26 protein-coding genes and 2 tRNA genes are annotated in these 26721 nt (G+C 68.2%); 13 read left to right on the top strand and 15 right to left on the bottom strand.

The window, feature by feature from the left end; translation table 11 throughout:
* Positions 1–39: 39 nt before the first annotated feature.
* Complete coding sequence (locus MRBLWH10_RS07440) at positions 40–525, top strand: DNA starvation/stationary phase protection protein (RefSeq protein ID WP_105675066.1); 486 nt, start codon at positions 40–42, stop codon at positions 523–525.
* A 57-nt stretch (positions 526–582) separates the two neighbouring features.
* Here the strand turns inward: MRBLWH10_RS07440 and MRBLWH10_RS07445 are convergent, their stop codons facing one another.
* From MRBLWH10_RS07445 to MRBLWH10_RS07465, 5 genes are read right to left on the bottom strand one after another with little or no spacing between them, the layout of a single operon-like run.
* On the bottom strand, positions 583–2049 hold the full coding sequence (locus tag MRBLWH10_RS07445; protein ID WP_341942199.1) for an amidohydrolase family protein: 1467 nt from the start codon (positions 2047–2049) through the stop codon (positions 583–585).
* Positions 2046–2687, bottom strand: coding sequence for an FMN-binding negative transcriptional regulator (locus MRBLWH10_RS07450; RefSeq protein ID WP_341942200.1), 642 nt, complete (start codon positions 2685–2687; stop codon positions 2046–2048). Before MRBLWH10_RS07450 ends, MRBLWH10_RS07445 begins: the two co-directional genes overlap by 4 nt.
* A gap of 50 nt (positions 2688–2737) precedes the next feature.
* Positions 2738–3736, bottom strand: coding sequence for a DNA-formamidopyrimidine glycosylase family protein (locus tag MRBLWH10_RS07455; RefSeq protein ID WP_341942201.1), 999 nt, complete (start codon positions 3734–3736; stop codon positions 2738–2740).
* A 1-nt stretch (position 3737) separates the two neighbouring features.
* Positions 3738–4223 (bottom strand): ribose-5-phosphate isomerase, encoded by a 486-nt coding sequence (locus MRBLWH10_RS07460; RefSeq protein WP_105674977.1) that lies wholly within the window; start codon positions 4221–4223, stop codon positions 3738–3740.
* Between the two features lie 40 nt (positions 4224–4263).
* Positions 4264–5448, bottom strand: coding sequence for a ferrochelatase (locus MRBLWH10_RS07465; protein WP_341942202.1), 1185 nt, complete (start codon positions 5446–5448; stop codon positions 4264–4266).
* Positions 5449–5586: 138 nt separating this feature from the next.
* Here MRBLWH10_RS07465 and pepN point away from each other — a divergent pair, with 138 nt between their 5' ends.
* From pepN to MRBLWH10_RS07485, 4 genes are all read left to right on the top strand, one after another.
* Positions 5587–8139, top strand: coding sequence for an aminopeptidase N (gene pepN, locus MRBLWH10_RS07470; RefSeq protein ID WP_341942203.1), 2553 nt, complete (start codon positions 5587–5589; stop codon positions 8137–8139).
* An 83-nt stretch (positions 8140–8222) separates the two neighbouring features.
* Entirely contained in the window at positions 8223–9335 is a 1113-nt protein-coding gene (locus MRBLWH10_RS07475) for a mechanosensitive ion channel domain-containing protein (RefSeq protein ID WP_341942574.1), read from the top strand.
* Positions 9332–9781, top strand: a complete 450-nt coding sequence (locus MRBLWH10_RS07480) for a globin (RefSeq protein ID WP_341942204.1) — start codon at positions 9332–9334, stop codon at positions 9779–9781. Before MRBLWH10_RS07475 ends, MRBLWH10_RS07480 begins: the two co-directional genes overlap by 4 nt.
* Positions 9778–11436, top strand: a complete 1659-nt coding sequence (locus MRBLWH10_RS07485; protein WP_341942205.1) for an FAD-binding dehydrogenase — start codon at positions 9778–9780, stop codon at positions 11434–11436. Before MRBLWH10_RS07480 ends, MRBLWH10_RS07485 begins: the two co-directional genes overlap by 4 nt.
* Positions 11437–11550: 114 nt before the next feature.
* Here the strand turns inward: MRBLWH10_RS07485 and MRBLWH10_RS07490 are convergent, their stop codons facing one another.
* Positions 11551–12219, bottom strand: coding sequence for a hypothetical protein (locus MRBLWH10_RS07490; RefSeq protein WP_105674965.1), 669 nt, complete (start codon positions 12217–12219; stop codon positions 11551–11553).
* Positions 12220–12269: 50 nt separating this feature from the next.
* On the opposite strand from MRBLWH10_RS07490, the gene MRBLWH10_RS07495 reads away from it, so the two are divergent.
* Positions 12270–13160, top strand: a complete 891-nt coding sequence (locus MRBLWH10_RS07495) for an acyl-CoA thioesterase II (RefSeq protein ID WP_341942206.1) — start codon at positions 12270–12272, stop codon at positions 13158–13160.
* Positions 13161–13494: 334 nt separating this feature from the next.
* Here MRBLWH10_RS07495 and MRBLWH10_RS07500 read toward each other — a convergent pair whose 3' ends face one another.
* The 4 genes from MRBLWH10_RS07500 to ssb all read right to left on the bottom strand — a co-directional run bounded on the left by MRBLWH10_RS07500 (position 13495) and on the right by ssb (position 17133).
* Positions 13495–13983, bottom strand: coding sequence for a thioesterase family protein (locus tag MRBLWH10_RS07500; protein ID WP_105674961.1), 489 nt, complete (start codon positions 13981–13983; stop codon positions 13495–13497).
* 7 nt (positions 13984–13990) lie between these two features.
* Positions 13991–15670: an energy-dependent translational throttle protein EttA gene (gene ettA / locus MRBLWH10_RS07505; RefSeq protein ID WP_105674959.1), complete on the bottom strand. Its 1680-nt coding sequence runs from the start codon at positions 15668–15670 to the stop codon at positions 13991–13993.
* A gap of 374 nt (positions 15671–16044) precedes the next feature.
* Positions 16045–16539 (bottom strand): hypothetical protein, encoded by a 495-nt coding sequence (locus MRBLWH10_RS07510; RefSeq protein WP_341942207.1) that lies wholly within the window; start codon positions 16537–16539, stop codon positions 16045–16047.
* A 66-nt stretch (positions 16540–16605) separates the two neighbouring features.
* Positions 16606–17133 (bottom strand): single-stranded DNA-binding protein, encoded by a 528-nt coding sequence (ssb, locus tag MRBLWH10_RS07515; RefSeq protein WP_341942208.1) that lies wholly within the window; start codon positions 17131–17133, stop codon positions 16606–16608.
* A 218-nt stretch (positions 17134–17351) separates the two neighbouring features.
* Here ssb and MRBLWH10_RS07520 point away from each other — a divergent pair, with 218 nt between their 5' ends.
* Positions 17352–17621 carry a hypothetical protein gene (locus MRBLWH10_RS07520; protein WP_105674955.1) on the top strand — a complete coding sequence of 90 codons (270 nt, stop codon included), beginning with the start codon at positions 17352–17354 and terminating at the stop codon, positions 17619–17621.
* A gap of 9 nt (positions 17622–17630) precedes the next feature.
* Here MRBLWH10_RS07520 and MRBLWH10_RS07525 read toward each other — a convergent pair.
* Positions 17631–17703, bottom strand: a tRNA-Arg gene (locus MRBLWH10_RS07525).
* 60 nt (positions 17704–17763) lie between these two features.
* Between MRBLWH10_RS07525 and orn the strand changes: the two genes are divergently transcribed.
* Both orn and MRBLWH10_RS07535 read left to right on the top strand, forming a co-directional pair.
* The gene (gene orn, locus MRBLWH10_RS07530) at positions 17764–18390 is read left to right on the top strand and encodes an oligoribonuclease (RefSeq protein ID WP_341942209.1); all 627 of its coding nucleotides are present in this window, start codon (positions 17764–17766) and stop codon (positions 18388–18390) included.
* A gap of 36 nt (positions 18391–18426) precedes the next feature.
* Positions 18427–18502, top strand: a tRNA-His gene (locus tag MRBLWH10_RS07535).
* A 61-nt stretch (positions 18503–18563) separates the two neighbouring features.
* Here MRBLWH10_RS07535 and arr read toward each other — a convergent pair.
* A complete protein-coding gene (gene arr / locus MRBLWH10_RS07540) occupies positions 18564–18980 on the bottom strand; it encodes an NAD(+)--rifampin ADP-ribosyltransferase (RefSeq protein WP_341942210.1) in 417 nt (138 codons plus the stop codon).
* A 65-nt stretch (positions 18981–19045) separates the two neighbouring features.
* Here arr and MRBLWH10_RS07545 point away from each other — a divergent pair, with 65 nt between their 5' ends.
* The 4 genes from MRBLWH10_RS07545 to MRBLWH10_RS07560 are packed head-to-tail and all read left to right on the top strand — an operon-like array spanning position 19046 to position 23934.
* The gene (locus MRBLWH10_RS07545) at positions 19046–21205 is read left to right on the top strand and encodes a heavy metal translocating P-type ATPase (RefSeq protein WP_341942211.1); all 2160 of its coding nucleotides are present in this window, start codon (positions 19046–19048) and stop codon (positions 21203–21205) included.
* A gap of 37 nt (positions 21206–21242) precedes the next feature.
* Positions 21243–21875, top strand: a complete 633-nt coding sequence (locus MRBLWH10_RS07550; protein WP_341942212.1) for a LysE family transporter — start codon at positions 21243–21245, stop codon at positions 21873–21875.
* A 23-nt stretch (positions 21876–21898) separates the two neighbouring features.
* Complete coding sequence (locus tag MRBLWH10_RS07555) at positions 21899–22579, top strand: response regulator transcription factor (RefSeq protein ID WP_341942213.1); 681 nt, start codon at positions 21899–21901, stop codon at positions 22577–22579.
* Positions 22576–23934 (top strand): HAMP domain-containing sensor histidine kinase, encoded by a 1359-nt coding sequence (locus MRBLWH10_RS07560; protein WP_341942214.1) that lies wholly within the window; start codon positions 22576–22578, stop codon positions 23932–23934. The genes MRBLWH10_RS07555 and MRBLWH10_RS07560 overlap by 4 nt, the downstream gene beginning before the upstream one ends.
* Here the strand turns inward: MRBLWH10_RS07560 and MRBLWH10_RS07565 are convergent.
* From MRBLWH10_RS07565 to MRBLWH10_RS07575, 3 genes are read right to left on the bottom strand one after another with little or no spacing between them, the layout of a single operon-like run.
* On the bottom strand, positions 23883–24374 hold the full coding sequence (locus MRBLWH10_RS07565) for a GtrA family protein (RefSeq protein ID WP_341942215.1): 492 nt from the start codon (positions 24372–24374) through the stop codon (positions 23883–23885). The two genes, MRBLWH10_RS07560 and MRBLWH10_RS07565, sit on opposite strands and share 52 nt — an antisense overlap.
* The gene (locus tag MRBLWH10_RS07570) at positions 24367–25125 is read right to left on the bottom strand and encodes a polyprenol monophosphomannose synthase (RefSeq protein ID WP_341942216.1); all 759 of its coding nucleotides are present in this window, start codon (positions 25123–25125) and stop codon (positions 24367–24369) included. Before MRBLWH10_RS07570 ends, MRBLWH10_RS07565 begins: the two co-directional genes overlap by 8 nt.
* Positions 25122–26660, bottom strand: a complete 1539-nt coding sequence (locus tag MRBLWH10_RS07575) for a glycosyltransferase family 39 protein (RefSeq protein WP_341942217.1) — start codon at positions 26658–26660, stop codon at positions 25122–25124. The genes MRBLWH10_RS07570 and MRBLWH10_RS07575 overlap by 4 nt, the downstream gene beginning before the upstream one ends.
* Between the last annotated feature and the right edge of the window lie 61 nt (positions 26661–26721).

A 26721-nucleotide genomic window follows, 5' to 3' on the forward strand; every position in this document is an offset into this window, starting at 1 on the left:
CCAGCACCACAGAAACAGATGATCTCGGAGGAGCACAAGATGAGCAAGGCACAGACCGTTTCCACCACCGCCAGCGACCCGACGGTCGCCGCAGCGGCCGCACAGTTCCTCTCCCCGCTCGTCCTCGGCCTCGAAGCCCTGACGGTCAACGGCAAGCAGGCCCACTGGCACGTCCGCGGAGCGAACTTCGTCGGCGTCCACGAGCTCCTCGACACGATCGTCGCTCACGCCGGCGACTTCGCCGACACCGCCGCAGAGCGCATCGTCGCCCTCGGCCTTCCGATCGACGCCCGCATCTCCACCGTCGCAGAGAAGGCGGGCGCCACCTCGGTTCCCGCCGGCTTCACCCAGTCGGATGACCTCATCCGCGCGGTCGTGGCCGACATCGACGCGATCCTCGTCGACGTCCAGGCGGCGATCGACGGCCTCGACGAGGTCGACCTGACCAGCCAGGACGTCGCGATCGAGATCAAGCGCGGACTCGACAAGGACCGCTGGTTCCTCGTCTCGCACATCGCAGCCTGACTACTCACACCACACGACGAAGGGCACCGGAATCCGTTCCGGTGCCCTTCGTCGTGTTCAGGAGCGGTGGGTGACGCGTCCGGCGAGCAACGTCGCCTCCACCGGCATCCGTCTCAGTCCGTCGCCGTGCGCGGCTCGCGGATCCTCGCCACACAGAACGAGATCGGCCGGCTCTCCTGGCCGCACTGAGGACCGCACGCTCGCCTCGAGCGCCTCATCGATCGTGAGCCGCTCCTCGGGATGCCACGGCTCCCGCGCATCGTCGGTGCGATCCACGGCTGCTCCGATCCCCTGCCACGGGTCCAGCTCGGCGACGGGCGCATCCGATCCGAAGCGGAGCTGCACCCCCGCTCGGCGCAGTGCGGCGAGCGGATAGCCGATGGACGTCTGCCCCGCCCAGTGCGTCTCGACCAGGTCGCGATCATCGAGGGCATGCTGCGGCTGCACGCTCGCCACGACGCCCAGGCGAGCGAAGCGTGAGAGATCGGCGTGCCGGACGAGCTGCGCATGCTCGATCGTGCCCACGGCGCCCGACACGGTGAACGCGTCGAGCGCTGCGGTGACCGCGCGGTCGCCGATGGCGTGGACGGCGACGGCGAGGCCTGCCCCCGTCGCGGCGACGAGCAGATCCGTCAGCTCCTCTGGCGGCACCGTGAGCACGCCGAAGTTCGCGGGGTCCCCCGGGTAGTGATGAGAGCAAGCGGCGGTCCTCGTGCCGAGGGATCCGTCGGTGATGATCTTGAGCGCGCCGACCATGATCAGCGGGCTCCCGTGGCTCTCGCCGGTGCGCAGTCCGCTCTCCACCGCGCGGTCGAAGTCGAAGGGGTACACCGAGAACTCCACCCGATGCGCGGAGAATCCGGCGGCCACGCGCCGAGGCCAGGCATCGGCGTTCCAGGCCATGTCGAAATCCACGAGGCCGATGACGCCCCTCGACGCCGCGCGCTCCCCCGCCCGCAGCACGGCGTCATCAGCTCTGGCGGGGTCGACCGCATTCAGACGTCGCGAGATCTCGAAGGCGTCCTCTTCGCGGAGGACTCCGTCCGGCGCACTGAACCCTTCGCGACGCAGGGCCGCGGAGTTGAGCCACGTGCTGTGGACGTCGGCATTGATGAGATAGGTCGGCACCTCCCCCGTCGCGTCATCGAGCAGCGCGAGCGACGGCTGATCCGACCACAGCGCGTCTCGGAAGCCCGCCCCGACCCGTCGCCCGTCGGGGAGCGGCTCCGCGTCCGTCATGAGCCGCGCGGCCTCGGCGGCCGATCCCACCGCGAGCAGCGGCACGCGTTCCGCAGCCAGCGCCCACTGCACCGTGTGGACATGGTTGTCCCAGAGCCCAGGGACGACCCACGCGCCACCGGCGTCCAGGACCTCCCCTGCGGGCCGCAGGGCACCGGTGGGGGCGATGTCGGCGATCGCTCCGCCGTCGATCACGATGTCGACGGGCTCGTCGTCGATGAGGAACTCGCGACCGGGACCGGCGATGCGAACCCCCTTCACCATGCTGACATCGGTGCCGATCATCGCCGTCCTTCCGCGAGAGCCTCATGGGCTCTCCTCATCTCGCGGGCGAGGTCGGGCTGCGCATACGGGCCCGAGCCCTCCAGTTCCGCGATCACGGTCTCGACGGTGTCCGCGGGCTTGTTCTGGCTGAGCTTGCGCTTCGCGACCACGCGCGTGGGGGTGAGTCGGAACCCCACGGTCCCCGCGGCGAGACGCTGCACGAAGCTCTCATCGTTGGGACGCTCCCACATGCGCCGCGGCTCCGGCATCCGCCCCTCGAAACGGTCGACGAGACGGTCGAGCACCTCGAGGTTCTCCTCCGGGCTCAGGATCTCGGGGATCCCCGAGAGATGCACGGCGACGTAGTTCCATGTCGGCACAGCCTGCACGTCTCCGTACCAGCCCGGGGAGATGTATCCGTGCGGCCCCTGGAAGACGACGAGGAGCTCGCGGTCACCGAGACCGTGGATCAGATCGTCCGGGCGTCCCACATGCGCGACGATCGTGAGGTCGTCGCGCGACTCGTCGAGGAGCACGGCATAGTGCGATGCGACCAGACCTTCGGGGCCGGCGCTCATGATGGTCGCCCACGGGCTGGCGTCGATCACCCGACGCATCTCGGTCACATCCGCAAGGGTGAAGCTCGGGTTCTGACGCATGAATCGAGCCTAGACCGGAAGGTCGGAGCGACGGCGGCGAGAGGACCGCGTCAGGCCTGACACCGTGGGCACCAGTAGAGCTTGCGCGCGCCGATCTCCTCCAGGGCGATCTCCGTGCCGCAGATCCGGCACGGAAGCCCGGCGCGGTGGTACACCCAGTGACGATCGTCGCGACTCGCCATCGCGGCACGATACTGCTCGGGAGACAGGTCGTCCATCGTCATCATCTGCCCGGTCTCGACCCCGATCGCGAGCAGCCGAACCCAGTCGCGCCACAGCTCGCGCACGATCTCCTCGGGGACGTCGCGTCCTGGCGTGTGCGGATTCAGCCGGTGTCGGAAGAGGATCTCGGCGCGATAGACGTTGCCGATTCCGCTGACCACGGCCTGGTCCATCAGGAGCAGCGCGATGACGGTCTGCTTCTTGCGCACCGCACGGACGAAGCGCTCCTCGTTCTCCGCGGGGTCGCCGACGAGGGGATCCGGACCGAGCTTCGCGACGGTGGCGAGCATCTCCTCCGGCGTCTGGATCACGCAGGCGGTCGGGCCCCGGAGATCAGCAGCGGTGATGTCCGTCATCAATCGCAGACGCACTTGCCCGACGATCGGCGGAGGCCACTCCCCGTCCTCGTCGGCGAGACCCTTGGTCTGCTCCGACATCCGGACGTGCACTCGCGTGCGCCTCGGCGCGCCGATCGACGCGAGCGAGTTCTCTCCCGCATCGTCGAGGATGGCCTCGCCGAGATCGGTGCCACGCTGGTTGGTCTGCCCCATGCGCCCGTTCGCCGAGGCGATTGTGGGATCGATCAGGATCTCCCCTGCGAAATCCCAGGCGCCGTAGAGCCCGAGATGCACCCTCAGCCAGAGGTCGCCCTCCACCTCGAGGAACATCTGCTTGCCCACGGCCTGCACACTGACGGCCTCACGACCGTCGAGCACCGCGGCGCCCTCTGCGAATCGCCCCTGCGGACTCGACGCCCGCATCGGCTTGCCGACGAAGTTGCGATCGAACTGCCGCGCGATGCGATGGACGGAATGCCCCTCGGGCATGTCAGGCCCGGGGGTCCGGCAGCAGCGAGCCGTCGCGCTCGAAGTCGGCGATCTGACCGATGCGGCGCACGTGCCGCTCCTCGTTCGAGAACGGCGTGGAGATGAACGTGTCGATGAAGGTGGTGACCTCGTCGAACGTGTGCTGACGGGCGCCGATGGAGATCACGTTCGCGTCGTTGTGCTCGCGGGCCAGCTCGGCCGTCGAGACGTTCCACACCAGCGCGGCGCGGATGCCCTGCACCTTGTTCGCCGCGATCTGCTCGCCGTTGCCCGATCCGCCGAAGACGACGCCGAGAGCCTCGACACCGGCCGTCTGATCGGCGACGACGGCCTGCGCTGCCCTGATGCAGAACGCGGGGTAGTCGTCCACCGCGTCGTACTCGATCGGCCCGTGATCGACCACTTCATGGCCCGCGGCACGCAGATGCTCCTGCAGCTGCGTGGAGAAGTCGAGGCCGGCGTGATCGGTGGCGATGTGGATGCGCATGGCTCCCATCCTATTCAGGGCAGCCGACGTCGAATCCGTCTCACGGCGCGATGCCGGCGGCGGCGGGCTTGAAGCCGGCACGGATGTTCTCGCAGCAGCCGGGGCGGCAGACGTCGAACCCGCCGGGCAGCGACGTGACGTGCGGGCGCTCCTCGTTGGGACGCCCCTCCAGACGCTCCTCGATCAGATCGACGATGCCGGCGACGAACGTCGGAGACACACCCGGCGTCGGCGTCCTGGTGAAGGCGAGCCCCGCCTCCTCCGCGGCCTCCGCGGCCTCCGTGTCGAGATCCCAGAGGACCTCCATGTGATCGCTCATGAACCCGACGGGCACGACGGCGACGGCCTTGCGCCCCCGTTCGGGCAGCTCTCCGATCACATCGCACACGTCTGGCTCGAGCCACGGCTGCGACGCAGGTCCGGAGCGCGACTGGTACACCAGCTCCCAGGAGACGTCGGCGGCCGCGGGGATGCTCTCCCGCACCCGGTCCATGACCCAGGCCGCGACCGCGAGGTGCTGCGCCGCGTACGCTCCGCCCTCGCCCCACTCGATGTCGCGCGCGCCCGAGCGCTCCGCGTCTGCGGTGGGGATGCTGTGCGTCGAGAAGAGGATCTGGATGTCGGCGGCGGCGATGCCGTCGGCGAGGAAGGCCTCGACCGCGTCGCGGACGCCGGTCTCGAATGCCTCGACGAAGCCGGGGTGGTCGTAGAACGGGCGGATCTTGTCGATCGTCACGGTCTCGCCGAGTCCGGTGTCCTCGAGGATCCGCGCGAAGTCCTCGCGATACTGGCGGCAGCTGGAGAACGAGCTGTACGCGCTGGTGGCGAAGGCGAGAAGCGTGTTGTGCCCCTTCGCGGAGGCCTCGGTCACGACCTCCTCGAGATAGGGGCTCCAGTTGCGGTTGCCCCAATAGACGGGGAGGTCGATGCCGCGTCTCTGCAGCTCGGCTTCGAGCGCCTCCTTGAGCACGCGGTTCTGCCCGTTGATCGGGCTCACGCCGCCGAAGTGGCGATAGTGGTGCGCGACCTCCTCCAGACGCTCGTCGGGGATGCCGCGCCCTCTGGTGACGTTGCGGAGGAACGGGATCACGTCGTCCTGCCCCTCGGGTCCGCCGAATCCCGCGAGCAGGATCCCGTCGTAGGCGACCGGCGTCGTCACGTAGGGGGCGCCGCCTGCAGCGGCCGGAGAGGCAAAGGGAACGATGGTGGGCTCGGTCGCAGTCACCCCTCCATCCTTCCATCTCCTCGCGGGTGCGTCGCCCTGGCGGCATCCCTCGACGACTGGCGTAGGCTGTCATGGTTGCCGTGGGCGCCAACTGCGCCTGGACCGCGGCAGCATCCCCTCACCCCTGGGAGTACAGCTGTGCCTGGAGAGAACCTCACCCGCATCGAAGCGCAGGAGCGCCGCGACGTCATCGACACGCAGTCGTATGAGGTCGCCCTCGATCTGACGAAGGGCGCCGAGGTCTTCGGCTCTCGCAGCGTCGTGCGCTTCACCGCGACCCCCGAGAGCTTCACCTTCATCGACCTCATCGCCCGCGAAGTGCGCGAGATCTCGCTCAACGGAGAGCAGCTCGACCCCAGCGAGGTCTTCGCCGACTCGCGCATCGCGCTGACCGGCCTGCAAGCCGAGAACGTCCTCGTCGTCGACGCGGACTGCCTGTACACCAACACCGGCGAGGGACTGCACCGCTTCGTCGACCCCGTTGACGGCGAGGTCTACCTCTACTCGCAGTTCGAGGTCCCCGACTCGCGCCGTGTGTTCGCGGTCTTCGAGCAGCCCGACCTCAAGGCGACCTTCCAGTTCACGGTCACCGCGCCCTCCGCGTGGAAGGTCGTGTCCAACTCCCCCACGCCCGAGCCCATCGTGCACGACGACAGCGCCGTGTCCACCTGGGGCTTCGAGCCGACCCCGCGCATCTCCTCGTACATCACGGCGCTCGTCGCCGGCCCCTACGAGTCGACCTTCTCCGAGCTCACCAGCTCCTCCGGCGATGTCATCCCGCTCGGCGTCTACGGCCGCAAGAGCCTCTGGCAGCACCTCGACGCCGACTACATCTTCGACAAGACCCGCGAGGGCTTCGCATACTTCGAGTCGAAGTTCGGCGTCCCCTACCCGTTCGCCAAGTACGACCAGCTCTTCGTCCCGGAGTTCAACGCCGGTGCGATGGAGAACGCGGGCGCCGTGACGTTCACCGAGACGTACGTCTTCCGCAGCAAGGTGACGGATGCCGTCAAGGAGCGCCGCGTCGTCACGATCCTGCACGAGCTGGCGCACATGTGGTTCGGCGACCTCGTCACCATGAAGTGGTGGAACGACCTGTGGCTGAACGAGTCGTTCGCCGAGTGGGCATCGACGATCGCCACGGCCGAGGCCACCGAGTGGACCGAGGCGTGGACGACGTTCAACGCGATGGAGAAGACCTGGGCGTACCGCCAGGACCAGCTCCCCTCGACGCACCCGATCGTCGCCGAGATCAACGACCTCGAAGACGTCCAGGTCAACTTCGACGGCATCACCTACGCCAAGGGCGGGTCCGTCCTCAAGCAGCTCGCCGCATGGGTCGGGATCGAGGCGTTCTTCGCCGGCGTCTCGCAGTACTTCCAGAAGCACTCCTGGGGCAACACCGAGCTCAGCGACCTGCTCACCGAGCTGGAGGCGACGAGCGGCCGCGACCTCAGCACCTGGTCGAAGAAGTGGCTGGAGACCGCCGGCGTCAACACGCTCGAGCCGGTCATCGCCGAAGACTCCGACGGCACCATCTCCCGCTTCGCGGTGACGCAGACCGCGCCGGCCGACTATCCGACCATCCGTCCGCACCGCCTCGGCATCGGCTTCTACACGCTGCGCGACGGGACGCTCGTGCGCACCCACTACGCCGAGGTCGACATCGACGGCGACCGCACCGAGGTCCCCGAGCTCAAGGGCATCGCCCGTCCCGACCTCGTCCTGCTGAACGACGAGGACCTGGCCTACGCGAAGATCCGTCTCGACGACCGTTCGCTCGCCACCGCGATCGCGCACCTCGCCGACATCAGCGATCCGCTGGCCCGCTCGCTCGTCTGGGGCGCGGCCTGGGATCAGACGCGCGACGCGGAGAGCGCGGCATCCGACTACATCGATCTCGTACTGGGCAACATCGGTCGCGAGACCGAGTCGACGACCGTCCGCACCACTCTGGCGCAGCTGCGCACGGCGGCGACGCTCTACGTGACGCCGGCCGAGCGCCTGGCCGCCCGTCAGAAGATCGCCGACGGCCTGTGGGCTCTCGCCGAGGGCGCGGAGGCCGGCAGCGACAGCCAGCTCCAGTTCGTCACGGCCTTCGCCGGCGCCCTCGTCACCCCTGAGCACGCCGGTGTCATCGGCCGCCTCCGCTCGGGCGAGGAGACGCTGCCCGGGCTGGAGATCGACGCCGACCTGAACTGGCAGCTGCTGGTCGGACTGGCGACGATCGGCGCGACCGACGCCGCGACGATCGACGCCGCCCTCGCAGCGGACAACACCGCCAAGGGCGGCGAGTTCGCGGCGCAGGCGCGTGCCGCCCTTCCCGACCTCGCCTCCAAGAAGGCCGCGTGGGCCTCCCTCATCGAGCGCGACGACGCACCGAACACGATCGTGCGCTCCGCTGCTCTGGGCTTCGTGCACCCCGCGGGCGTCGAGGCCCTCGCCGAGTTCGTCCCGGCGTACTTCGACATGCTGCTGCCGATCTGGGAGTCCCGCAGCTACCAGATCGCCCAGTACCTCGTCGTCGGACTGTTCCCGACCGCGCTGGCGAACGCCGAGCTGCGGGACGCGACGCGCGCCTGGCTGTCCGCACACCAGGACGCCGCCCCTGCCCTGCGCCGCCTGGTGCTGGAGAACCTCGCCGACGTCGAGCGCGCCCTCGCGGCGCAGGCGCGCGACGCCGACGACTGAATCCGAGCGTTCCCCCTCTCGATCAGGCCTCTGCGCGGTGCATCCAGCCCGCGCAGAGGCCTGATCGCTAGGATCTGGAAGTGATGATGATCCCCTTCCAAGTCAGCCCTCCCCCCGCCGAGACGCCGCTTCCCGAGTGGCTGCAGACGCTGCCCGAGTGGCTGCGGAGCGTCCTGACGGTCCTGCTCCCCGTCGGCGGGGTCATCCTGTCGATCGCCATCATCATCGTGAGCTGCGTGCTCATCGCCCTCGTGCTGCGGGTCCTCATCCGCCGCGTGGTGCACCGCATCGTTGACAGCGCGAAGAGCAAGGCCGCGGTCGACGACACACAGGCCCTCGAACGCTCACCTCTGGCCGACATGCGTCTCGTGCAGCGGACGCGGACTCTCGGCAGCATCCTGCAGAACATCGTGAACGTGATGCTCGTCATCATCGCGATCGTGCTGATCGTCAACGCGATCGACAACAGGCTGCTCGGCTCCCTGACGCTCCTCACCGCTGCGGTGGGCGCCGGTCTCGGCTTCGGCGCCCAGAACATCGTCAAGGACGTCCTGAACGGCATGTTCATCGTCGCCGAAGATCAGATCGGCATCGGCGACGTCGTCGACCTCGGCCTCGCCAGCGGCGTGGTCGAGTACGTCAGCGTGCGCATCACCCAGGTTCGCGACGTCAACGGCACGCTCTGGTACGTCCGCAACGGCGAGGTCACCCGCATCGGCAACATGTCCCAGGGGTGGGCCCGCGTCATCATCGATCTCGGCGTCGCAGCCGACTCGGATCTGGAAGCGGTCGAGCACACCATGCTCGAGACCGCTCAGGGTCTCGCGAAGGATCCGAAGTGGCGCACCCGCATCGTCGAGAAGCCGGAGCTGTGGGGACTGGAGTCCATCGGGGGCGACGCTCTCGTCGTTCGCATCGTCATCAAGGCGCGCGCCAACGCGAAGGACGACGTCTCGCAGGAGCTGCGCAAGCGCCTGCGCGCGGCGCTCCTCGAGAAGGACGTCACGATCCCCAGCATGGTCGGCGTGATCCCGACAGGGCTGGAAGGCGCACAGCGCGTGCGCGGCGCGAACCCGCCGAAGACCCGACCGAACGCCGTCACCGGCGTCCCCGCTGTTCCCGAGCGCGGGATCTGGCGGCGCAAGAAGTCAGACGATGACAAGAAGACCGGCGACGAAGGGACCCCGCAGCGATGACGTTCTACGACGAGGTCGGCGGCTACGAGACCTTCGAGAGGATCGTCGGGGTGTTCTACCGCGAGGTCGCCCTCGATCCGGTCCTCAAGCCCATGTACCCCGAGGAGGATCTCGGTCCGGCCGCAGAACGGCTCACGCTCTTCCTCGTCCAGTACTGGGGCGGCCCCGCCACCTACGGCGAGACCCGCGGACACCCGCGACTCCGCATGCGCCACATGCCCTTCCACGTCGACCCCGATGCGCGCGATCGTTGGCTGGCTCACATGCGCACCGGCGTCGCAGAGGCGCAGTTGTCGCCTCTGCACGAAGCGACGCTCTGGGACTACCTCGAACGCGCCGCCTATGCCATGGTGAACACGTTCGAACCGTCCGGAATCGGCCCCGCCGCCTCGGGCAGGCCGACGCTCGAGACCAGCTCACGTCAGGAATCAACAGAGAACTCATGACGAACACGCCCCTGTCCGCAGATGTCCTGGTGATCGGGTGGGGGCTCGCCGGTCTCGTCGCGGCCTCCGAGGCTCTGGATGCCGGCAAGCAGGTGATCCTGATCGATCAGGAGCCCCGCACCAACCTCGGCGGTCAGGCCTGGTGGTCGTTCGGTGGACTGTTCTTCATCGACTCCCCCGAGCAGCGCCGTATGGGGATCAAGGACTCGCTGGAGCTCGCCACGCAGGACTGGCTCGGCACCGCCGGATTCGACCGTCCAGAGGACGAGTGGCCGCGGCGCTGGGCCGAGGCCTATCTCCAGTTCGCCGCCGGGGAGAAGCGCTCCTGGCTGCGAGAGCGCGGCGTCGGGTTCTTCCCCGTGGTGGGGTGGGCGGAGCGCGGCGGTTACGGCGCTCTCGGTCCGGGCAACTCGGTGCCGAGGTTCCACATCACGTGGGGAACCGGTCCGGGGATCGTTGCGCCGTTCGCTGCCCGCGTGGAGCAGGGAGAGCGGGAGGGCCGCATCACGATCCTCCCGCGGCATCGCGTCACCGATCTCGTCATGACCGACGGCGCCGTCACCGGCGCACGTGGCGCGATACTCGTCAGCAGCGGTTCGGAGCGAGGAGAGGTCTCGTCTCGCGAGGAGATCGGCGACTTCGAGATCAGCGCGTCGGCGACGATCGTGTGCTCGGGCGGCATCGGCGGAAACCACGACATGGTGCGCGCCGCCTGGCCCGAACGGCTCGGCACGCCCCCTGCGCACATGCTCACCGGCGTTCCTGCGTACGTCGACGGCTCGATGCACCCCGTCGCAGAGTCCGCCGGTGCGCGGCTCGTCAACGGCGACCGGATGTGGCACTACGTCGAGGGCATCACGAACTGGGATCCGATCTGGCCGTCACACGGGATCCGCATCCTCCCCGGTCCGTCGTCGCTGTGGCTCGACGCGACCGGCGCCCGACTCCCCGTTCCGCTGTTCCCCGGCTTCGACACCCTGGGTACGCTCGCCCACCTGCGCACGACGGGCCACGATCACTCCTGGTTCGTCACCTCGCGGCAGATCGTCGAGAAGGAGTTCGCCCTGTCGGGGAGCGAGCAGAACCCCGACCTCACGGGCAAGGACGTGGGCCTGCTGCTGAAATCGCGCCTCGCCAAGGGCCCCACCGGTCCCGTGCAGGCGTTCCTCGACGAGGGCGAGGATTTCATCGTGGAGAACGACCTGGAGTCGCTGCTCGAGCAGATGAGCAACCATCCGGGTGGCGAGTCTCTCGACATCGATCGGGTCCGCCGCGAGGTGATCGCCCGCGATCTCGAGATGGAGAACGAGTTCACGAAGGACTCCCAGATCGGGATGCTGCGATCCATGCGGGGCTACCGCGGTGACAGGCTGATCCGGACTGCAGCTCCCCACCGCTTGCAGGACCCGGCTGCCGGCCCTCTGGTGGCTGTCAAGCTGCACGTGCTCACGAGAAAGTCTCTCGGCGGCATCAACACCGATCTCGTCGGCCGTGCGCTGCGGGCGGACGGCTCGCCGATCGACGGTCTGTTCGCCGCGGGAGAGGCGAGCGGATTCGGCGGGGGCGGCGTGCACGGCTACCGCGCGCTCGAGGGAACCTTCCTGGGCGGCTGCCTGTTCTCGGGCCGCCAGGCGGGACGTGCGGCGGCCGGCTGAGTCCGGGGTTGCGGCGGAACAGCCGTCGTGCGCGGCATCCGTCCATTCGCCCCTCGACATGGCGCCCCCAAGCGGTCCCGGTGAGGGCGCTGGTCTGTTCGGCGGGTCGCGGCCTCAGTCCGCGGCGCCGGTGCCCCGGACTGCGGTGAGGCCCATGGCCACCGGCCCCCTCAGCAGCACGTGACCTCGGCGGAACGCGAGTCTCGTCCAGCGGCCCGAGGTCATCACCTTGACCTGCTCTTCGCCCGAGATGAAACCGAAGGCGTCGGCGGCGAAGGCGGCCCCCCGGGGGATGCCGCCGAGGTCCTCGTCGGGCTCGCCCCAGATCGCGGCGCGCAGGGCCCGTACGGCCTCCTCCCCTGCTCCCGGTGTCGCTCCGTGCGCCACCGCGCTGATCCCCCACTGCGCGCGCTGAGCGATCAGCGATGCCGGCAGCTCCGCACTCGGCTGCCACGCGCCGCGGGGCGGAGCGATGCCCGCCCATGCCGGGGAGAGTCCCGTGTCGGGGAGGTCCAGCACGCGTGCATCTTCCGTGTTCTGGGTGAGCGAGTCTACGACGATGTCGCATTCGAGCTCGGGGTCGGCGTGCACGATGCGCATCGCGAGAATCGTGGGCGTCTGATCGAAGAGCCCGTGGGGTGAGAGCGCCGCCGCGGTGAGGGCGAGAACACCGTTCGACGCCTGCAGCCGAACGCCTTCGTCGGAGATCCTGGCGGAGCGTCCGGCGAAGGTCAGGACGTCCTTGGACGTTTCGGCATCGGCGAGGAGAAGGGGATGCGGCACGCCCTCTAAACTAGCAACGCCAGCGGCCGCCCCGGCGCGGGAAGGAACACATGACCGTCGACACGCACGCGATCCGCACCGTCGAGCAGCTTCTCGCAGTTCTCGATCTGGACGAGACCAGGGCGCGGACCACGGAGGACATCTTCACGGGCTCCTCGCATCCGATGCCGAGCGGGCGCATCTACGGAGGTCAGGTCCTCGCGCAGAGCCTGATCGCCGCGGAGCGGACCATGCCGGAGGACCGCGCGGTGCACTCGATGCACGGCTACTTCCTCCGACCGGGCGACGCGAGCCAGGGCATCACGATCGCCGTGGATCGCATCCATGACGGCAGGTCCTTCTCCACCCGCCGATCGCAGGCGTATCAGAACGGCGTGCCGATCTTCTCGATGATCGCGTCGTTCCAGGATCAGGATCCGGGGCTCGATCACGCGGTCCCGATGCCCGCGGACGTGCCCGATCCGGAGTCACTGCTCCCGGACGAGGCGCGCGTCGACGGCCTCCCCGCGGGTACGGCTCGGATGCTGAGCGATCGTGCAGCAGACGTCCGTCACGTGGAGTCCCCGCTCTTCCTGCCGAGCGACGATGCGAATCGTCCGCGTCAAGCGGTGTGGATGCGGCTGCGCGCCCCGCTCCCCGACGACCAGCGCCTACACCGGGCGGCTCTCGCCTACCTCAGCGACATGACGATCCAGGAGTCCATCCTGCGCGCCCACGGAGTGTTCTGGGGCCTGCCGGGACTCAAGGTCGCGAGCCTCGATCACGCGATGTGGTGGCACCGACCGGCGCGCGTGGACGAGTGGCTGCTGTACGTCCAGGAGTCCCCGAATGCGCGAGGCGGTCGCGGTCTCGCGCAGGGACGCATCTACACGCGCGCGGGCGAGCTGGTGGCGAGCGTCGCGCAGGAGATCATGATCCGCGTACCCGAGGGGCAGCGCTGAGTCCAGGCAGCGCGGTGACTTGAGGTGCCTCGGTGAGTCGAGGCGCCGCGTTGAGTCGAGAAGCCGAGGTGGCTCGAGGCGCCTCGGTGAGTCGAGACGCCACGTTGAGTCGAGAGGCCGCCTTGAGTCCAGGTGCCGCGTTGAGACGGGAAGCCACGTCGAGTCGAGGCGCCGCGTTGAGTCGGGGCCGTCGTATCCGGGGTGTGCTCCGCGCTCAGTGACGCGTCCGCTCGCTCAGTGGTGCGAATCCTCGATCAGCGATGCGTGTGCTGGCTCAGCGGTCCAGGAACGTGATCCGCGATGCACGAGCGTGATCAGCGGTACACAAGCGTGATCAGCGGTGCGCGTACTCGATCGACGGTCCGAGGTACGGCTCCCAGGCGTCGCGCATCTCCTGAGTGAGTCGCGTCGGTCGCCCGGACGCGGCGTCCACGAGAACGATCACGGCGGTCGAACGCGCGTAGATCGTCCGAGGTTCGGCCGTGGGGTCGTTGTGCACCTCGTAGCAGACCTCGACGCTGGAACCGCCCAGCTTCCCGAACCACATCTGGACCTCGAGCGGCCGACGCTGATACGGGACCGGTGCCAGGTACTCGATCTCCTGCCGGGCGATGAGGGTCAGGATGCCCTCGTCCAGACCGGAGTCGAGCACCGCCGTCGACGGCGCCTGTTCGCCGGGACCCGCACGCCAGAACGCGCGCACACGAGCCTCCTCGAGCAGTTTCAGCATCGAGGTGTTGTTGACGTGGTTGAACGCATCCAGATCGCCCCAGCGGAGCTGGATCGGTATGTGCAGGCGGGGTCCCGGCGTCGGCGCGGTCATCGTGTTCTCAGTCGCGCGTGAGCTTGCGGTGCGTCGAACGGTGCGGCTTCGCGGCGTCGGCCCCGAGACGCTGGATCTTGTTCTGCTCGTACGCATCGAAGTTGCCCTCGAACCAGTACCACTGGTCGGGGTTCTCGTCGGTGCCCTCATACGCGAGGATGTGCGTCGCGATGCGGTCGAGGAACCACCGGTCGTGGGTGATGACCACGGCGCAGCCGGGGAACTCGAGCAGCGCGTTCTCCAGCGAGCTCAGGGTCTCGACGTCGAGGTCGTTGGTCGGCTCGTCGAGGAGCAGCAGGTTGCCACCCTCCTTGAGCGTCAGCGCCAGGTTCAGACGGTTGCGCTCACCGCCGGAGAGGACGCCAGCCTTCTTCTGCTGGTCGGGTCCCTTGAACCCGAACTTCGACACGTACGCGCGAGAGGGGATCTCCGTCTTGCCGACCGTGATGAAATCGAGCCCGTCGGACACGACCTCCCACAGGGTCTTGTTCGGGTCGATGTTGGAGCGCGACTGGTCGACGTAGCTGATCTTGACGGTCTCGCCGATCTTCAGGTCGCCGCCGTCGAGGGGCTCGAGGCCGACGATCGTCTTGAAGAGCGTCGTCTTTCCCACGCCGTTCGGGCCGATCACGCCGACGATGCCGTTCGGCGGAAGGCTGAAGCTGAGGCCGTCGATGAGCGAACGCCCGTCGAATCCCTTCTTGAGCTTCTTCGCGTCGATCACGATGCTGCCGAGGCGCGGACCTGCGGGGATCTGGATCTCCTCGAAGTCCAGCTTCCTCGTCCGCTCGGCCTCGGTCGCCATCTCCTCGTACCGGGCGAGACGTGCCTTGGACTTGGTCTGACGGCCCTTGGCGCTCGATCGCACCCACTCCAGCTCCTCCTTGAGGCGCTTGGCGAGCTTCGCGTCCTTCTTGCCCTGGATCTCGAGGCGCTCACCCTTCTTCTCCAGGTAGGTCGAGTAGTTGCCCTCGTAGCCGATCAGGCGCCCGCGGTCGACCTCGGCGATCCACTCGGCGACGTGGTCGAGGAAGTACCGGTCGTGGGTGATCGCGATCACCGCGCCCTTGTACGCCTGCAGGTGCTGCTCGAGCCAGAGCACGCTCTCGGCGTCGAGGTGGTTGGTGGGCTCGTCGAGGAGCAGGAGGTCGGGCTTCTGGAGCAGGAGCTTCGCCAGCGCCACACGGCGCTTCTCACCACCGGACAAAGGGGCGATCGCCGCGTCTCCCGGCGGCGTGCGCAGAGCATCCATGGCCTGGTCGAGCTGGGAGTCGAGATCCCAGCCGTCCGCCGCGTCGATCTCCTCCTGGAGCGAGCCCATCTCTGCGAGGAGCGCGTCGAAGTCGGCATCGGGGTCCGCCATGAGCGCGGAGATCTCGTTGAAGCGGTCGAGCTTCGCCTTGATGGCGATTCCGTCCTGGATGTTCTCGAGCACCGTCTTGGACTCGTCGAGCTCCGGCTCCTGCATCAGGATGCCGACGGAGAAGCCGGGCGACAGCTTCGCCTCGCCGTTCGACGGAGTGTCGAGCCCCGCCATGATCTTGAGGATCGTCGACTTTCCGGCGCCGTTGGGACCGACCATGCCGATCTTCGCGCCCGGGAGGAACGCCATCGTGACGTCGTCGAGGATGAGCTTCTCACCCACCGCCTTGCGCGCACGGACCATCGAGTAGATGTACTCAGCCATACCGTTTAAACACCTTTGCTGATCAGAACCGAACCTGCAGTCGCACCGCGGAAGCCGCGGGGAAATCTCACTAAAGACTACCTCCGGGGCGGCGGTCCGACGATTCCTAAGCGCTGGGACTGCGCTTCACTGCCTGTCGGCTCCCACGGGCGTCCAAGATCATCGACGAGTTCGGTCTCGAATGGCTGGAGCTGCAGCAGACCACTGATCACCGCGTCGACCTCGGCCTGCACATCCTCAGGTCGCACGCACTCCGTGGAGAACGCGCCTTCGGGCGCATCGATGACAGCAACCCAGCGACGCGTCTCAACTGGAAACACTTCAACGCGCAGCCGCATATCCTCAGCTTCCCACGTCGGTGCGCAGCCGACCGATCACCAATCGATCGGGCGAGTGTTCCCGATCAGGCAGCGCCCTTCGGCGAGCTGCGGCATCACCGCGGTCACGGGTGCACCCGTGGACGGCCCGACCTGCCCGATCAGGCACTCGGCATCACCCCAGCGTACGGAGAACTGCAGGCTCTCCGCGGCGTTCCCCACTGTGGATTGGTCCTGGGTCACCTGCATCGCGGCGCGGTCGAATCCGGCGGCGATCAGGGCGTCGATGTATGCGCGACCCGAACCCCGCTGATCCGTCGCCCAGATCTGCTCCGTGATCGCGGTGAACACGGGGAGGTTGTCCTCTGCGGTGCCGTCGGGCACGTAGGCCGGCCCCTCAGCAGTGGCCGACGGCGTCGGCGACGGGCCGGCATCCGAAGCAGAAGGAGACGGCGAGGCTGTCGGGCCGCAAGCGGTGAGCAGGAGGATCAGAGCCGCGGCGAGACCCGCGACCGCCGCCCTAGGAACGGATGAGGCCGGTCGTCGTAGCACGACTCCGAGTCTACGGGCCGACCTCACCGATCTTGAGCATCCGCCGAGAGATCCGTCGCGCTCCGCTCAGAACGGCACCGACGCCCCGACAGTCATCGCGTCAGCCCCGTCCTGAGCTTCCCACTCCCCGTCATCGGTGACGGAGTCGCCGTCCGGCGCCGATTCCGTCGGCGGTGCGAGCGCGCCGCGCGTTGCTGCGCCGGCGGGGAGATCGCGTGCGCGCTCAGCCGAGGCTGCCCGTGACGCGGAGAGGAAGGCACTCGTCCCCCACCGCAGATCGTGACCGATCGACTCCGCGTCGATGTCGACGCTCGTTCCCTGCTTGCCGTTGGCCTCCCAGGCGCGGATCTTCAACCTGCCCGTCACGATCACGCTGTCCCCGGTCCTCAGCGAGGCTTTGACGTGCTCGCCCAGCTGGCGGAACGCCGCGATGGAGTACCAGTTGGTACCGGCATCCACCCATGTCTGCGTCGCCTGGTCGAATCTCCTGTGCGTGGTCGCGAGGCGGAAATTCGTCACGGGGATCCCCGTCGTGGTCCGGCTGTGAGTCGGGTCTGTCGCGACCTTCCCCATGACGGTCAGCGTGTCGGTCATCGTCGTCTCCTCTGTACGCCGGGTCGAATCGCCCGGATCGCTCCAGAGTGCGCTCTCCTCCGCCCTGACGGACACCGGAAACCCAGTAACCGTGGAGAACCCGGGCAGCGCACATTCATGTGCAGGAGAACTCGACTCGTGCGCGGGCCGCACAGACCGGTGCCGCCGGACCGAATGTCCGAGGTCGGTCATATGTTCGATTCAGAAAGGAGTCGACGATGTCGCACAGCCTGATCACATCATTGCCCGAGGTGCCGTTCGCCACCCCGGCACTCGCGTCCCCCAGGGAGCACCTCGTGCGAGCCTCCGCGCATCTGTGGCGTGTGCAGGATCGCGCGGGGCGCGTGCTCGGCCACCTGAGGGTCATGCCCGACCCTCTCGGCATGCGCTATCGCGCCGAGCGGCTGCACCTCGCGACCGGATCGTTTCGACTCGTCGGCGACTTCTGGCGTGCCGACGATGCGGTCGCCGCTCTCCGGAACGGATGAGGATCGTTGCGCCCCCGGCAGGATTCGAACCTGCGACCAAGAGATTAGAAGGCTCCTGCTCTATCCCCTGAGCTACGGAGGCGTATGCACCTACCGTACCGCGCCGGACGGGCGATGTCGGTGCCGTCGATAGGATGACGTCATGGTATCTGCTTCCGAGAACGACCGACTCGTCTGGATCGATTGCGAGATGACGGGACTCGATCTCTCGGTGGACGAACTCGTCGAGATCGCCGTCGTCATCACGGATTTCGAGCTTCAGCCGGTGGACCCCGGCTTCCAGATCGTGATCCGGCCGAGCGAGGCAGCACTCGCGAACATGAACGATTTCGTCACGAAGATGCATGAGACCTCAGGTCTGATCGACGAGATCCCTCTGGGCGTTCCCCTCGCCGAGGCCGAGGCGCAGACGCTCGCGTACATCCGACGGTTCGTCCCGCAGGAGCGGAAGGCGCCGCTCGCCGGCAACACCATCGGGACCGACCGGATGTTCCTCGCGAAGTACATGCCGCAGATCGACCAGTGGCTGCACTACCGCAACGTCGACGTCTCGAGCATCAAAGAGCTCTCCCGCCGTTGGTACCCGCGGGTGTTCTTCCACGCTCCGTCCAAGGACGGCGGGCACCGGGCCCTGGCCGACATCCTCGAGTCGATTCGCGAGCTCCAGTACTACCGCGAAGCGGTGTTCATCGACGAACCAGGACCCACCAGCGACGAGGCGCGCGACATCGCGAGCGACGTCGTGTCAAAGTTCGCTCCCAACATGTAATACACTCGAGTGGTTGCCTGCTACGGCGGGCACATGGTGGGTATAGCTCAGCTGGTAGAGCGCTGGCTTGTGGTGCCGGATGTCGCGGGTTCGAGTCCCGTTACTCACCCCACGTGCGAAGGCCCCGGTTCATAGAGCCGGGGCCTTCGCCATTCCCGCTCCCTGTTCGACGCTCAGTTGATGATCTCGGCCTGGTCGTCGGCGCGGATGGCCGCCAGACGCTCGCGCCACATCTGCAGCGCATCCGGGGTCAGTCGCGTCCACTCGGTCACCTCACGCACGACACGCAACGGAGATGTGCTGCGGAAAGAGCGCGTCGGGTTGCCCGGGAACTTCTTGTCGGTGACGTTCGGGTCGTTCTCGAACTCCCCCGTCGGCTCGACCTCGTACACCCGCGGCTTGCCGTCGCCCAGTTCCCCCGCGATCTCCGCGGCAAGTCCTGCTCCGTCGCGCAGGGCCGTGAAGTAGATGTGGTTCATCACGATCTCCGGTCGATAGTTCGACCGGAAGCCTGCGGTGAGCAGGTCTCCGACCCGCAGATCCGCGGTCGTGCCATGGAAGAAGGGACCGTCGTCCAGGTTCACGCTCATCGGGTCAGCCTACCGATTCCGGGTGTTTCGGAATACCCACCGGGGGTATCCGAGTTGTACGAAGCATGAACAGTCACGAGCATGTCGCGCAGGGACATACGCATCACTCGGCTCCGCAGTCCCCGGACGATCACGGTTCCCCCACACATCGCCACGAGCAGAGCCACACGCCCAACGACGACCAGCACGCTCACGCCGACCAGCACGCTCACGCCGACCAGCAGGCACACGGCGACCAGCACGCTCACGGAGGCCACGACTCCCACGCCGGTCACGCCGGTCACACGGAGCGCTTCCGGCGCCTGTTCTGGGTGATGCTCGTCGTCGCGGCGCCGGTCGTCGCAACCTCCCCCATGTTCGGAATGATCCTCGGCTACGAGATCGACGGCTGGGCACGCTGGATCGCCCCACTCCTCGGCACGGTGATGTTCGTATGGGGCGGCGCCCCCTTCCTCAGCGGCGCAGTCTCCGAACTGAAGGCGCGGAAGCCCGGCATGATGCTGCTCATCGCGCTCGCGATCACCGTCGCCTTCCTCGCGTCCTGGGGTGCGAGCCTCGGTCTCCTGCACCACGAACTCGAGTTCTGGTGGGAGCTCGCCCTCCTTATCGTCATCATGCTGCTCGGCCACTGGCTCGAAATGAGGTCTCTCGCTCAGACGACGTCGGCGCTCGACTCGCTCGCGGCTCTCCTCCCCGACGAAGCGGAGCGTGCCGACGGCGACCTCATCGTCAAGGTCTCCCCCGCAGACCTGCGCCTCGACGACATCGTGGTCGTCCGTCCTGGCGGACGCCTCCCGGCCGACGGAATCATCGTGCAGGGTTCGGCCAGCATCGATGAGTCGATGATCACGGGAGAGTCCAAGCCCGTGCGCCGTGAGACGGGCGACCGTGTCGTGGCGGGCACCGTCGCGACGGACTCCGGGCTGCGGGTGCGAATCGACGCCGTGGGCGATGACACCGCCCTCGCCGGCATCCGCAGGCTCGTCGCCGATGCGCAAGCGTCGTCGTCGCGTGCGCAGCGCATCGCCGATCGCGCCGCGGCCTGGCTGTTCTGGTTCGCGCTCGGAGCCGCGCTGATCACCGCGGTGGTCTGGACAGCCGTCGGCATGCCCGACGAGGCCGTCGTGCGAACCATCACCGTCCTCGTGATCGCCTGCCCCCACGCTCTGGGACTCGCGATCCCCCTCGTGGTGTCGATCGCCACGGAGCGGGCGGCGAAGGCGGGGGTCCTCGTGAAGGACCGGCTGGCACTCGAGACGATGCGCACGATCGACACGGTCCTGTTCGACAAGACCGGAACCCTCACGAAGGGCACTCCTGCCGTCACCGCAGTCGTGCCGTCTGGCGACCTGTCCTCCGAGGAGGTGCTGGCTCTCGCCGCGGCCGCCGAGCGCGACTCGGAGCATCCCCTCGCCAAGGCCCTGGTCCGTGCCGCTGAGGATCGTGAGCTGGCTGTGCCCGCATCCACCGACTTCTCCTCGTCTCCCGCGATCGGCGTGAGCGCCAGAGTCGACGGACGCGTGGTCCAGGTGGGCGGTCCCCACCTACTGGAGGAGCACGGCCTGTCAGAGCTTCCGGTCTCCGACGACTGGCGTACGGAAGGAGCGATCATCCTCCACGTCCTCGTCGACCACCGGGTCGTCGGCGCGCTGCGTCTCGCCGACGAGGTCCGCCCCGAGTCCCACCAGGCCGTGGGCGACCTGCACGCTCGCGGCGTGCAGGTCGTGATGATCACGGGCGATGCGCAGGCGGTCGCCGACCACGTCGCGGCCGAGCTCGGCATCGACCGGGTCTATGCGGGCGTCCGTCCGGAGGACAAGGCGAAGATCGTTCGGGAACTGCAGCAGGAAGGGCGGCGCGTGGCGATGGTCGGCGACGGCGTGAACGATGCTCCCGCACTCACCCAGGCCGACGTCGGTCTGGCCATCGGCGCGGGCACCGACGTCGCCATCGCCTCGGCGGGAGTGATCCTGGCGGGGAGCGACCCGCGCGCCGTGAAGTCCGTCATCGACCTGTCCGCGGCGAGCTACCGCAAGATGACGCAGAACCTGTGGTGGGCCGCCGGATACAACCTGATCTCGGTGCCGTTGGCCGCGGGCGTCCTCGCCCCGGTGGGATTCGTCCTGCCGATGTCGGTGGGCGCGGTGCTGATGTCGCTCTCGACCATCGTGGTCGCTCTGAACGCCCAGCTCCTCCGGCGCCTAGACCTGCAGCCGTCGCGGTGAGCCGAGCGCGGTGGGCGGCGAGCCCTAGAATGACGACGTGTCTGTCGCGCTCTGGGTCTCGCTGCTCACCGCGTGCATCGTGATCAGCTTCACCCCCGGCGCCGGTGCCATCAACACGATGTCGAACTCGCTCAGTCAGGGCTGGCGGCGATCGATCTGGGGCATCATCGGGCAGCAGATCGCCCTCATCATCCATGTGGTGATCGTCGCAGCGGGCGTCGGCCTCATCGTCTCCCGCTCGGAGATCCTCTTCAACGTCATCCGCTACGCGGGCGCCGCCTACCTCGTGTATCTCGGCATCCGGCTCATCCTGACGAAGCCGACGATCGCCTCCGAGGACGAGGCCGCGCTCGCCGAGGTCCCCCGCGAAGGCCGCTGGTCGATGATCCGTCGCGGCCTCTGGGTCAATCTGCTGAATCCGAAGGCCATCGTCTTCTTCCTCGCCTTCATCCCGCAGTTCGTCCGTCTCGACCAGCCCCAGCTCCCCCAGTACCTGACGATCATCACGACATCGATCGTCGTCGACGTGATCGTCATGTGGGGCTTCTTCGCCGCGGCGGCCCGTCCGTTCCGGCGGCTCACGCGGTCCGCGAGAGGTCAGCGCGTGCTCAACACCGTCTTCGGCGTGCTCTTCATCGCGGTCGCTGCGCTTCTGGTGCTGTTGCACTGAGGTCGCTGACATAGACTCGCGCTGTGTCTACCCGGGTGCTCGTCGTCGATGACGAACCTCTGCTGGCCGGCCTCGTGGCACGGCATCTCCAGCGTGAAGGGTACGAGACGGAGACGGCCGCCGACGGCATCGCCGCCCTCTCCGCGGCCTCGACCCGGAGTTTCGATCTCGCGATCGTCGACGTGAACATGCCGGGAATGACCGGATTCGAGTTGTGCCGACGTCTGAAGCAGCATGACGAGCAGATCAAGGTCCTCATGCTGACAGCGCGCAACGCGATCGACGACCGCGTGCACGGCCTCGATTCCGGCGCCGACGACTACCTGATCAAGCCGTTCGACTTCGCCGAGCTGTTCGCGAGACTCCGCGTGCTGACCCGCCGCGACGCCTCCCTCCGGCTCCGCCTCACGGCCGGCGATCTCACGCTCGCCGTCGACCGGGGGACGGTCGCCGTGGGTGGCGAGGAGGTGCTCCTGAGCAGGCGCGAGTTCGACCTGCTGAAGACGCTGGTCCAGCGGCTCGGGTCGACGGTGGCTCGATCGGAGCTGCTCGCGGAGGTCTGGGGTTCAGAGCACTTCCAATCGAACGTGGTCGATCAGTACGTGGGCTACGTGCGCCGGAAGCTGGAGGCCGCGGGGTCCGATGCGCAGATCGTGACCGAGCGCGGAGTCGGTTTCCGTCTGCTCGCAGAGGACGATCGATGAGACGTCGACTCTCCCTGCGCGCCAGGGTCACGATCGGCTCCACCGTGGCCGCCGTGCTCGTGCTCGCCATCGCCTCGGCCATCGTGTTCGCGCAGTTGACGGGCATCGTCGAGCAGAAGGAGAAGGCGGTGCTCCACGGCATCACCGAGGTCTACCGCGGGGTGATCCAGGACAATCCGGATGCACGATTCGAGAAGCCCGGTGCGAACCAGCACGTCGCGATCGTCGCTCCGGACGGCGTCGAACGGATGAACACGCTCCCCGAGGGCGTCGCGGACCGCGTCGCCGAGTTCATCGCCGACGGACCCCGCCTGCACAGCGTCAGCACGCCGCAGGAGGGCTTCTACGTCTACGTAGACCCCGTGGAGACGGCAGACGGCACCTGGTACGTGCTCGCGACGAGGGACGCGGACATCGCCGACGACGTGCTCTCCGAGGTCATCCTCCTGCTGACCGGCATCCTGCTCGTCGGAGCGCTCGTGTTCGCTCTCGGCTCGTGGTTCGTCACGGGCGCCGCGCTCCGCCCGGTGGAGAGGATGCGGCGCAGTGCGGAGTCCCTCGTCGTGTCGCGTCGCGGCGAGCTGCTTCCCGTCGGAGCATCGCGCGACGAGCTCGCCGATCTCGCCCGCACTCTGAACGACCTCCTCGAACGCATGCGTGCGGCCAGCGACCGGGAGCGCCAGATGGTGTCCGACGCGAGCCATGAGCTCCGCAACCCGCTCGCCGTCCTGCAGGCGCAGCTCCAGCTCGTCGACGGGTTCGATGCCGCCGCCGACGCCGCCGTCCTCGACGACGCCCGCGCGACTCTCACTCGTCTGACGAGAACCGCCGATGCGCTTCTGCAGCTGTCACGGATCGACTCCGTCGACGGCACCGGTGCGGCCACCGTGTCTCAGCTCGCCTCGACCCTGACCGACAGCATCGACCGACTGCGTCTGCGCTCCTCGGAGCTCGGCCCTGAGCATGAGCTCGATCTCGACTTCCACGTCGTGGTCGATGCGGAGTCCGCCGTCGTCCCGATCTCTGCGGACGACTTCGGGAGGATCGTGGAGAACCTCGTCGACAACTCGATCGGCGCGGCGGACGGCCCGGTGAGCGTCACCGTCACCCTCACGCAGTCTCTCGCCGCGATCGAGCTCTCCGTGAGCGACGACGCGGGAGGATTCGACCCGGAGGTCGCACAGCGCGCCTTCGAGCGATTCGTGCGCGGAAGCGCACCGACCTACCCCGGAAGCGGCCTGGGCCTCGCGATCGTCGCCCGACTCGCCCAGAAGGCGGGAGGGGTAGCTCGCATCGAGAACCGTCAGGGCGTCGGCGCGACCGTCGTCGTGACCTTCACGGCCTCCCGGGTCTGATCTCCGCGCTCCGCGAAGACCCACCAACGATACGCCGCGAAGCGGACGGCCGAGCCGGCGAGCAGGCCGATCACGTTCGCGGACACGTTGTCATCGACCGTCGTCGTGAGGTTCAGGAGGTAGTGCGACACACCGAGGCACAGCAGCGAGACCCCGCTTCCGATGAGGCTGGCGATCAGGAACTCGACCGCTTCGCGCGCGGCATCCGCTCTGCGGCGATCCCGGAAGGTCCAGAGCCTGTTGCCGACCCAGTTCACGACGATCGCGAGGGCCGTGGACACGACCTTCGCGACCATCGGCCAGGCCGCGACCGGCATCGGATGCAGCAGGAGCAGGTTGAACACGGCGACGTCGACGATCAGTCCGACACCGCCGACGGCGGCGAACTTCACGATCTGCGCGGCCAGTCCCCCGAGACGCGGCCGACGGCCCTCAGACACGGGCCACCTCCGCATGCGTCGTGTCGAGGCGGTCACCCTTGCCGAACCTCCTCTCGATGCCCCAGCGGGTGACCTGGCGCAGCGCTTCGAACACGATGCGACCCGACATCTTCGACTCGCCGTGCAGGCGGTCGTCGAAGGTGATGGGAACCTCGGCGATGCGGCATCCGGTGCGCACGGCACGGTCGAGCATCTCGATCTGGAAGCAGTAGCCCCGGCTCGTCACCTGATCCGGTGCGATGCGGCGGAGAGCCTCGGTGCGGAATGCGCGATAGCCGCCCGTGATGTCCTTGTTCGGAATGCGGAGGAGGAGGCCGGCGTAGAGGCTCCCTGCTCGAGAGAGGAGATACCGTCCTGCGGACCAGCGCTCCACCGCGCCGCCGGCGGCCCAGCGCGATCCGATGACGACATCCGCCGAGTCCAGCGCGGAGAGCATCGCGGGGAGGTCCTCCGGGCGATGGGAGCCGTCCGCATCCGACTGGACGATCACCTCGTACCCGAGCGCGGCCGCCTCGGCGAAACCGGCGATGTATGCCGGGCCGAGGCCCTGCTTCTCCGCGCGATGCAGCACCCTCACCTGCGGCATGCGAGACGCGAGCAGGTCGGCCAGCTCCCCGGTGCCGTCGGGAGAGGCGTCATCGACGATGAGCACGTCGACGTCGGGCGCTTCCGCACGCAGCCGCCCGACGACCTCGGGAAGGGATTCGATCTCGTTGTACGTGGGCAGGACGACCACGATGCGCTCGTTCATGATGGTGTTCCCTTCTGGAACTCGTAGACGACGGTGCGATTGATGTCCGTACGCGAGACCTCGGTGAATCCCGCCCGCTGGATCGCTGCGACGTCCGCGTCAGCGGACCCGGTCGATCCGGTCTCCAGGAGCCACACGGTCCCGGCGGAGAGGTCAGGAGCGACGGACGCGACGGTGGCCAGGCGATCCCAGAGCCCGTCGGTGTCATCTGCGGCGGTGATCAGCTGCGGATCGCTCATGCCCTGGAACGCCTCCGGGTACAGGCGGTAGACGAGCCGCGGGGCACGCGAGGGCCTGGTGCCCGTGCCGAACAGAACCGTGTCACCCGGTCGCCCGATCGACGCGACCTGCGCGGCGGCGGCCCTGCCGTCGGCGCCGCCGTCCTTCGCATACACGCCGCGCTCGTGCACGAACTCAGGCGCGAGCAGGAGCGCTCCGAGGATGATCAACACTGCGGACGAGCCCAGGAGGCCCCGTCTGCCTGCCGCCCCACGCGCCAGATCGAGGATCGCCCAGACCCCTGAGGCGAGGAGCATCGCGACGGCTCCGAGGCTGAAGGAGAGATAGCGGGGGTTGTAGGTCGGCGAGATCAGGACGTCGATGAGCACCAGCACGATGCCGGGGGCGAGAAGCCAGACGATGACGGGGGCGGCGCCCTCCCTCCGCGGCCTCCGCAGCACGACGGCGATGATGCCGATCAGGAGCACGGGGATCAGCAGCGCCGCCGCTTCGACGTGGCCGAACCACGGCGTCACGAACCAGCCCGTCGGCGTCATGTACCCACGGCGGGCGAGGAACTCCACCTGGCCCTTCTGCTGCTGGGCGCTCATCATGATCGGCAGCGCAAGGACGGCGGCGAGCACCATCGACACCAGCCAGCGGCGGAGGACCCGAGGATGGCGCGTCCACGCGCGGTCGACGAGGAGGACGGTGAAGTGCACCAGGGGCATGAGAAGCAGATAAAGGAAGAACGTGGCGCTCACGGCCACGGCGACGCCGTAGAGGATCCAGCCGCGCCGTCGTCCGTCTCGATCCACGAGCCGGACGAAGAGGATCGTGACCCACACGGCGGCGGCCGCGGCGATCGCGTACCCTCGCGTCTCGATGGCGAGAACCCCCGCCCGGGGGATCACCGCGATCAGGATGCCCGCGAGCACGCCGGTGCGGCGATCGAACCAGCGCTCGCCCAGGACGACGACTCCGGCCGCGAGGACACCGATGCCGAGCGCGCTGAGCGCCCGCGTCGACCATTCGGTGCTGCCGAACACGCCGATCCACAGGTGGAGCAGCGAGTAGTAGAGACCGTGCACGGCATCCACCGTGCTCAGCTCGGCGAAGAGGCTCGGCCATGAGCGCTCGGCCGACAGCACGCTGGCGGCCTCGTCTCCCCAGTAGGACGGCACCCCGGCGCCCAGATACGTGACGAGCGTGACGCCGACGCCGATCGCGATCGGCGCGCGCCACCGCGCACGGGGACCGCGGACGGCATCACCGATCCGCGGGACCTCATCTGCTGCGCGCTCCAGAACGACCATGCACCGAGCTTCCGCCCCGCGCTTCTCCATCCGCTCCGAAAAGAGGCCGCCGTTCGTGAGA

It is taken from the genome of Microbacterium sp. LWH10-1.2 (assembly GCF_038397765.1).
GTDB lineage: Bacteria > Actinomycetota > Actinomycetes > Actinomycetales > Microbacteriaceae > Microbacterium > Microbacterium natoriense.

Excerpts from the sequence above, each read along its gene's own strand:
- MRBLWH10_RS07545 (WP_341942211.1), top strand. The coding sequence starts at position 19,046 with ATGAACAGTCACGAGCATGTCGCGCAGGGACATACGCATCACTCGGCT.
- MRBLWH10_RS07445 (WP_341942199.1), bottom strand. The coding sequence starts at position 2,049 with ATGATCGGCACCGATGTCAGCATGGTGAAGGGGGTTCGCATCGCCGGT.
- ssb (WP_341942208.1), bottom strand. The coding sequence starts at position 17,133 with ATGACCGACACGCTGACCGTCATGGGGAAGGTCGCGACAGACCCGACT.
- MRBLWH10_RS07455 (WP_341942201.1), bottom strand. The coding sequence starts at position 3,736 with ATGCCCGAGGGGCATTCCGTCCATCGCATCGCGCGGCAGTTCGATCGC.
- MRBLWH10_RS07560 (WP_341942214.1), top strand. The coding sequence starts at position 22,576 with ATGAGACGTCGACTCTCCCTGCGCGCCAGGGTCACGATCGGCTCCACC.
- MRBLWH10_RS07500 (WP_105674961.1), bottom strand. The coding sequence starts at position 13,983 with ATGACCGCGCCGACGCCGGGACCCCGCCTGCACATACCGATCCAGCTC.
- MRBLWH10_RS07575 (WP_341942217.1), bottom strand. The coding sequence starts at position 26,660 with ATGGTCGTTCTGGAGCGCGCAGCAGATGAGGTCCCGCGGATCGGTGAT.
- orn (WP_341942209.1), top strand. The coding sequence starts at position 17,764 with ATGGTATCTGCTTCCGAGAACGACCGACTCGTCTGGATCGATTGCGAG.
- arr (WP_341942210.1), bottom strand. The coding sequence starts at position 18,980 with ATGAGCGTGAACCTGGACGACGGTCCCTTCTTCCATGGCACGACCGCG.
- MRBLWH10_RS07570 (WP_341942216.1), bottom strand. The coding sequence starts at position 25,125 with ATGAACGAGCGCATCGTGGTCGTCCTGCCCACGTACAACGAGATCGAA.
- MRBLWH10_RS07480 (WP_341942204.1), top strand. The coding sequence starts at position 9,332 with ATGACGTTCTACGACGAGGTCGGCGGCTACGAGACCTTCGAGAGGATC.
- ettA (WP_105674959.1), bottom strand. The coding sequence starts at position 15,670 with ATGGCTGAGTACATCTACTCGATGGTCCGTGCGCGCAAGGCGGTGGGT.
- MRBLWH10_RS07485 (WP_341942205.1), top strand. The coding sequence starts at position 9,778 with ATGACGAACACGCCCCTGTCCGCAGATGTCCTGGTGATCGGGTGGGGG.
- MRBLWH10_RS07460 (WP_105674977.1), bottom strand. The coding sequence starts at position 4,223 with ATGCGCATCCACATCGCCACCGATCACGCCGGCCTCGACTTCTCCACG.
- MRBLWH10_RS07495 (WP_341942206.1), top strand. The coding sequence starts at position 12,270 with ATGACCGTCGACACGCACGCGATCCGCACCGTCGAGCAGCTTCTCGCA.
- MRBLWH10_RS07475 (WP_341942574.1), top strand. The coding sequence starts at position 8,223 with ATGATGATCCCCTTCCAAGTCAGCCCTCCCCCCGCCGAGACGCCGCTT.
- MRBLWH10_RS07450 (WP_341942200.1), bottom strand. The coding sequence starts at position 2,687 with ATGCGTCAGAACCCGAGCTTCACCCTTGCGGATGTGACCGAGATGCGT.
- MRBLWH10_RS07520 (WP_105674955.1), top strand. The coding sequence starts at position 17,352 with ATGTCGCACAGCCTGATCACATCATTGCCCGAGGTGCCGTTCGCCACC.
- MRBLWH10_RS07440 (WP_105675066.1), top strand. The coding sequence starts at position 40 with ATGAGCAAGGCACAGACCGTTTCCACCACCGCCAGCGACCCGACGGTC.